Raw genomic sequence first — 7,200 nt, forward strand, 5'->3', positions numbered from 1 at the left:
TGAGGGATGGGTGAGCGGAGCGGGCTACTGCTGCTGCTCCGGTTCGGTGAGCAGGCGGAGCCGGCCGTCTTCGAGCGTGGCGGGGCTGTCGGGGAACTGGGCGTCGGGCAGGGCCGGAGTCAGCTCGTACGCAGTCCAGGCGGCCTGCCCGATCGCCGGGCGCAGCCATGACCAACTGCCGTGCTTCTCGCCCGGCCGGGGGAAGGCGAGGGTCTGGGCGTGTTCGGTGGTCAGGACGGGGCCGAAGCGGAAGAGGACCTGCAAATGCCGCAGGGCGTCGTCGACGTGGCTGGGCGGGACGGTGGCGGTGGCGGTGGGGGTGATGCCGCTGGTGGCGTGGACGGCGGCGCGTGGGTCGAGGAGCAGGAGCAGCCGGGTGGGGGCGGGGTCGGCGAAGGTCAGGCGGAGGTAGTTGCCGTCCGGCGCGGGGCCGGGCGGGCCGATCTGGGTGACGTAGTCCTGCCCGTCGTCGGGCGAGATGAGGCTGTGGAACCTGTCGTACCGGTACCCTGCCGCGCCGTCGGCGGTGAAGTAGCCGATGAGGCCGTCGTCACGGGCGGCCTGGTCGCCGAGGCGGACCTCGAACCGGTGGCCGGTGAAGACGGGGGGCGGCGGGTCGAGGGTGGCGGCCCAGCGGGTGTCGGGCAGGGGCGGGCCTTGGAGGGTCAGCCTCAGTTGTGCGGGGACGAGGGCCAGGGGGCGTCCGATGAGGACGGACAGGTTCTGGTCGGCGCGCTGGCCGAGCGGCTCGGTGGTCCACAGGGTGGCGTCGATGGCGTCGAGGAAGGCGGTGAGGTTGGCTTGCGCGGCGAGTTCGGGTGCGCGGATCAGCCCCGCGACGAAGGGGGCGAGCGCCGCGACCTGGTCCAGGGTGGTGAGGGTGCCGTCGGGTGGCGGCTCCCATTGGCCGGTGCGCTGTCCTTGGGCGGTGGTGAGCAGGCGGTAGGTGCCGAGCAGCCGGCCCGCCGGGTCGTACAGCAGCAGGCTGTGGTCGAGGTGGTTGGGCAGGATCCAGCCGCCGATGGGGTTGGGGTCGGCCGCGGTGCGGACGATGCGGGTGCCGGTCTGGGCGTCGAGGAGGTCGAAGTCGAGCCGGGCGGGCTGGAGGGGGCGGGGCGGTAGCTGGGCGACGGAGGCGATGGTGGGGGTGAGCGAGGTCCCGGCGGCCAACGGGGTGTCGATGACGAGGGGGAAGTTGCGGTAGTCGTGCAGTCCGCCGGTTTCCGTGTCGGGGCTGACGACGTTGAGCACGCGGCCGAACTTGTCGTAGAGGAAGAGCTCCTCGATGTGGATCTGGCCCTGCCGCATCTCGTGGAAGGGGGCGTTGGCGGCGCCGGGCAGGTACGGGACGCTGGTGACCCGGCCGCGATAGCGGGCGGGCAGGCCGTCGTCGGAGGCGGCGTCGGGCCAGCCGGCGAGGCCGGCGATGTGCGGATGGTCGGTGTCGTCGGTGGTGGGCCGGCGGAAGGCGCGGGTGTCGCGGGCGGCCAGCCGCTCGTTGAAGCCGGTGAGCTCCTGGGCGAGGAAGGCCCAGTCGCCGATCGCGGTCAGCCAGGCGTCGAGTTGGCCGCGCTGGTCGTCGGTGCCGTGCTGGGCGACGAACTCCTTCAGCCGGCCGGCGAACAGGGAGCGGGGGTGTGGACCGAGTCCGGAGATTCCGGTGATGGTGACCCGGTCCGGGTCGATGGCCGTGCCTGGCGTGTAGTGGTAGTCGGTGCCGTCGAAGGTCCAGCAGCGCTGTGTGCCCACGGCGTAGGGGATGTGGCGGTAGGCGACCTTCCACTCCATGAACAGCGGTTCCCAGGGCTGGGCCCAGGGGGTCAGGCCCAGCGCGGGCAGCGTGCCGGTGTAGTCGGCGGGGCGGTGGGCGGCGATGACGGCGCTGATCTCGCCGGTCGGCAGGCCGGTGGCGGCGGCCAGCGCGGGCGCGTTGCCCGGATCCAGCAGGAAATACTCGGTGAGCAGGGCGGGGATCTCGGGCGGGAGCGCGTCCAGACCCGGGACGGCGGGCGTCCGGCCGCTGCCGGTGATCGTCGTGCCCGTGACCGTGACGGCGCTGACCAGCGGCGAGGGGACGTCGCCGGTGAGCGGCCGGACGGGTAGCGGTTCGTCGGGGACGGTGGTGTCGGCCGGTGGCAGGATGCCGGACAGGCTGACCACCGGGTCGCCCGCATGCCAGTACGGGGCATTGGGGACCGCCTTGAGAGTCGCGCCCCCGGTGAGCCCGCGGGCTTCGGCGAACGCGCTGATCCCGGCCAGGAACGCGTCATGCTCGCCCTCGCGCGGAACGGTGTGGTCGGGCTGGGGGACCTTCGCGGCCAGCTCCCGTACCTGGGCGGTCATGGCGCGCACCGTGTGAGCGAGCGAGCCGTCCCTGTCGGGGTCCAGTTCCTGCAGCATCCGGTCGGGGTCCGGCGCGTCGCCGGGACGCGGGGACACCGCGTCGGCCAGGCCGTACTTCAGCCAGAGGGCGTTCAGCCGCCACTGCTGGGTGGCCAGCTCACCGAGCCGGGTGTCGAGTCGCCGCTGGTCGTCGTTGAGGGTGGTCAGCCAGGGCGGCGGGGTGAACGGGGCGGGCGCCGAGGCCGGATCGCCGGTGTCGGCGGGGGGCGGTGTCACGGTCCAGTGGTGGCCTCCGGCGGAGGCGCCGAACGAGGCGTCGTGGACGTGGCGGCGTACCCGGGCGTCGCCGCCCTTCTCGTCGGCGAGGTCGAGGACGTTGTGCAGGAAGGTGCGCAGCAGTTGCAGGTCGGCGCTGGAGGGGGCGGCGCCGGTGGCGTGCAGGGTACGGCCGGCGAGCGCGGTGAAGGCGTCTTCCGTGGAGTTGCCGATGGCGAGGTTGAGCGCGCCGCTGTCGTTGATGGTGTCCAGGGGGTCGGGGGCGGGCGCGGAGCGGGCGTTCGGGTCCCAGGAGACGGTCAGGGTGGTGCCGCAGTACAGGCTGCGGGTGGCGGGGGTGACCGCGGTGTCCTGGCCGGTGTGGCGGGGGTCCTGCCAGCCGAGGTGGGCGAGGTGGTCGGCGTAGGAGGTGTCCGCCGGGAGGGAGGCGAGGATGTCGGCGTCGGGGTCGGAGTACCAGCCGACGACCTGGTAGCCGAGCGTGCCGGCGGAGGTGACGTCGGACAGGTCGTCGAGGAAGGAGAAGACGTTGCTGTTGTGCGGGGTGTAGGTGGTGAAGTACGGATCGCCGGTGGACATGGCGGTGACGAACGGGGGGACGTCCGCGGCCCGTTCCGCCCAGGGCGTGGCCGTGTCGGTGAGCGGGAAGGCGAGCCCGATGAGGACCTGGGGGGCGTCGGGCGTCATGGTGTTGCGGTAGGGGTCTGAGCTGGCCTGCCAGGCGCGCAGGGTGTCGCCGGAGACCAGGTACGGGCTCGACCGGTCGTAGGGTTGGCCCTCGTCGTAGGCGTGGCCGCTGTAGGGGCAGTCGCTTTCGATCACCCACGCCTTGGCCCGGCGGGTGGTGGTGCCGCTGAACCGGGTCACCAGCCACCGGTTGGGCACCAGCGGATACCGGATCTGCCCGGTCCGCGGGTCCTGGACGCCGTGGCGGAGCCCTCGGGGCAGGGTCCAGTGCAGGTGCACGCCGGTGTGGTTGTGGGCCTGGTCGTTGCTCTGCCGGTCGCCCTCGTCCGGCTCGGGGCTCATGTAGTCGTCCAGTGCCTGGTAGTTGTGCTGCCAGGTGCGGAAGCCGTCGCGGCCCTGAAGGGTGGTGTTGACCACGAGGGCGTCCAGGCCGACCGGGACGAGGAGGGTGGGGCGGGTGGTCATCCTCGGTCTCCGTCCGGGCCGGTGAAATGGATGGCTTCGGGGACCTTGACCATCTGCATGGCCAGGTCGGCGGGCCCGATCGGGCCTACGGTGGTGCCGTGTGCGGCGTCCAGGGCGGCCCGCAGCGCGGGGACGAGCGAGTCGAGGTTCAGGACCCGGCCGCTGGTGCCGGTCCTCAGGTGGTCGAGGACGGGGAAGGTGACGCTGGTGCCGATCTGCTCGCCGAGCCGCAGGTTCGCGGGCGGGCGCGGCGGCAGCATGTTCCGCAGCGGGATCACGCCGTGGTCCTCGACGCCGAACCGGAAGCCTTCCTGGGGTTCGCGGAGTTCGACCATCGCGGGCAACCCGTCGAACAGGCACAGCAGCACGTTGGGCGCCAGGTGGTCCATGCGCAGGATCGGCAACTCCGCGCCGCCGGGGTCGACGGCGCGGACGGCCAGGTTCGGCCAGCCGGAGACCAGTGCCGAGCGCAGCAGCAGCCCGGAGACCTCGGGTGCGGCGCCGCCGGGGTCCGGGTCGTCGGGTGTGGTGCCGCGGAGTGTGGCGCGGTGTGCCGCCGCCACCCGTGCCGCCGCCGCCCGGACGCTCGCGGCCACGAACTGACCTTGGAGGGTGTCGCGGCTGGACTGGGCGCCGATGCCGAGAGTGCCGGACACCAGCGCGTCCAGCCAGCTCGGGTCGAGGTGGAAGAAGCGCAACGACTCCTTCGGCAGCATCCGCTCGTCGGGCACCAGGTGGATGAACGGCACGGGGTAGAGCAGCATGAGCCGCCCGAGCCACTGCACGACGGGGGCGAAGTGCTCGGCAAGTCCGTCGCCGTCGGCCAGCGCCTCGGTGAGGGTGGCCCTGGTGGTGTCGGACCGCAGGAAGTCCTCCAGCGCCTGGGCCGGGTCGGCCGGTGGCGCGGCCGGCGTGGGCGGTGACCACGGGTCGGTGGGTCTGCCCGGTGGGGTGCCGAGGGTGGTGAGCAGGCTGCCGTCCAGAAGCGCGCCGAACGCGGCCCGCGCCGTCCTCGGCCCGTCGCCGTCCTCCGGCAGGTGGTTGCTGGTGGCCTGGTGGTAGAGGGTGTCGACCAGGTTCCTTGCGGCGTGTTTGAACGCGAGCAGGTGCTGGCCGAAGGCGGCGTCGGCCAGGGCGAGCGCCCTGCCGGTCTCGAACGCGGTGGCCAGCGACAGGTCGAAGCCGCCCCAGGCGAGGTCGTAGCCGATGAGCGCGTCGGCGGTGGTGGCCTGCGCTGCCGCCGCGGTGGCTACTGGCAGGACGGGGGTGAGCGGTCCCCGGTACCAGCCGTAGGTGGACTCGCCCGAGCGGGTCAGGTACGGCAGCGGCACGTAGCCGTCGTTGAGCCGCCTGGCCACGTGTCGCTGGGGGGCCGGGGTGGCGTCGCCGTCGGGGTAGGGGGAGGCCAGCCGCAGCCACATCTCCTCGCGGCCGGCCTGGGCTCCGTCCGGGGTGCGGGTGAGCCCTTCGGCCAGATCGGCGAAGTCGGCCTGCAGGTCGGGGTAGGCCCAGAACGACCAACTGGCGAGGGACAGCAGCGCCACCGACGTGCGGCCCTGGAAGTTCGGGTCGTCCACGAGGAGCTTCTCGTGGCCTTCCAGGGAGACCAGATGCACGATGTTCTTGGTCACGGTGGTGGAGCCGGGCGGGGCGTCGGCCGGGAAACGGCTCGCGACGACGACGGCGAACAGCCCGTCCTCCTGGAGGCCGAGGATGGGCCGGTCGCCGGTGTTGGCTCCCCGGCAGTGCGCCAGGAAGCGCAGCTCGTCCAGACGGGGTGCGATCGCGTGGAACTCGGTGGCCGCGACCTGGATGTAGGCGCAGGGATCGGCGTCGCCGAGGTCGGCCTCCAGCTTCAGCTCGGGTTTGAGCACGGCCGCGTCGGAAGCCAGGAACTGGCCGACCGTGCCGGAGATCGTACGGGTCGGGGCGTCCGTACCGCCGACGAGCTGGTCGTCGGTCAGGACCAGCAGCGCCAGCCAGGGGGTGCCGGGTGGGGCGCCCTCCAACGCCCGTTCCCACGGCAGCATGGGATCGCCGAGCACCACGTGGGGCAGCACCTCGGCGAACCGGCCGGTTGAGGCGTCCGGCGGTTGCCTGGCGACCACCGCCCCCGTGTCGATCGTGACCTGCGGGCCGCGGACGGTGAAGCTCTGAGTGGCGGTGAAGGTGTCGCCGACGACGGGGGCGTGGTCGTCCTGGCCGGTGCGCAGGGCGTGGGTGACCTCGGCGCGGTAGTCGCCCGCGGGCAGCGCGGGCAGGTAGTTGTCGTGCAGTTCGATGTCGCCGAGGGGGATCGTGTCGCGGGCGGGGTGCTGCGGGCTCGGGCTCACGTCCGGCTCCCTGCGTCCTGGGTCATGGGGGCCTGGCTGTACAGGTGGCCGGCGCCCTGCGCCAGACCGGCCAGGGTGTCGTTGGGGCCGGTGAACAGTTTGGCGTCGGCCAGGGCCGCGTACACCTGGTCGCGGCCGAGCTTGGCGTCCCCGCGGTCGGCACGGCCGATGAGGTCCACGGACGACGCCTCGGCGGCGAAGACGAAGTCGACGTTGGCGGCGGGCTGCCGGGGCAGCGGTGAAAGGCCGGGTGGCAGCTCGTCCTCGGTGTACTCGCTGAGCGGGAAGACCCCGCGCGAGGCGGCCAGCGAGGGTCGCGGCGCCTGGACGTCGAACCCGACCGGCCGGTCGGGGACCATCTCGGCGCTGGGTGACTGGTCTCCCTGCGGGGCGCCCCACAGGGACGCGGGCAGGTTCCGGGTGCGGGGGGTCAGCGTCCAGCCGTCGGTCGGGGCGAGCCGATCCTCGAAGTACAGCTTCAGCCGATGCTCGCCGACCAGGCCGCCGCGTTTCATCGGCCGCACGTCGACCAGAGGGCCGTCCGCGGGCGAGGAGAGCGGGTCTTCGCCCGTCCGCAGATGGCTGGCGGGAATCGCGGCCTGGGTGAAGAATCGCAGGTCGCGGGCGCGGACCAGCCACCTCTTGCCGCCGTGGTCGTCCATGGTCCCGTCCAGGCCGCTGACCGGGGCGATGGTGATCATGTCAGGAGGTTTGGGCAGCAGGCCGGCGAACTCCGGCCACTGCAACGTCTTGGCGCCGGATCCGGAACGTCCGGGCCCGAAGCTGACCGTCACGGTGAAGCACAGGATGTGCGCGGAGACATAGCCACCGGTCGGCGGCCCCCACAGGGCCAGGTCGGCGCCGATCGAGGCCGTGAGGGTCTTGTGCACGAACCAGACGTCGACTTTGAGCGAGGCGCCGATGCTCACCGAGATTCTCGCGTCGAAGTGGAACGGCCGCCACGACAGCAGCAGGTCCGCCTGAGCGCTGAACCAGGCCCGGAAGGCGCCCGAGTGGAAGACCGCGTCGAGTCGGACGCCCGCCATCGCGCACGACGGCGTCACCGCCAGATACGCCTGCGCCTTGATCTCGACGC

3 protein-coding genes are annotated in these 7,200 nt (G+C 72.8%); all 3 read right to left on the reverse strand.

Annotated features, from left to right (window positions below; translation table 11 throughout):
• Positions 1 to 24: 24 nt before the first annotated feature.
• Entirely contained in the window at positions 25 to 3,771 is a 3,747-nt protein-coding gene (locus ABD844_RS29590; protein WP_344885248.1) for a hypothetical protein, read from the reverse strand.
• Positions 3,768 to 6,104, reverse strand: coding sequence for a hypothetical protein (locus tag ABD844_RS29595; protein WP_344885251.1), 2,337 nt, complete (start codon positions 6,102 to 6,104; stop codon positions 3,768 to 3,770). Before ABD844_RS29595 ends, ABD844_RS29590 begins: the two co-directional genes overlap by 4 nt.
• Positions 6,101 to 7,200 (reverse strand): DUF6603 domain-containing protein (locus ABD844_RS29600; protein ID WP_344885254.1); only part of this gene is annotated, 1,100 nt, incomplete at its 5' end. The genes ABD844_RS29600 and ABD844_RS29595, both read right to left, overlap by 4 nt.

The sequence above is a fragment of the Nonomuraea antimicrobica genome, assembly GCF_039536965.1.
Taxonomy (GTDB): Bacteria; Actinomycetota; Actinomycetes; order Streptosporangiales; family Streptosporangiaceae; genus Nonomuraea; species Nonomuraea antimicrobica.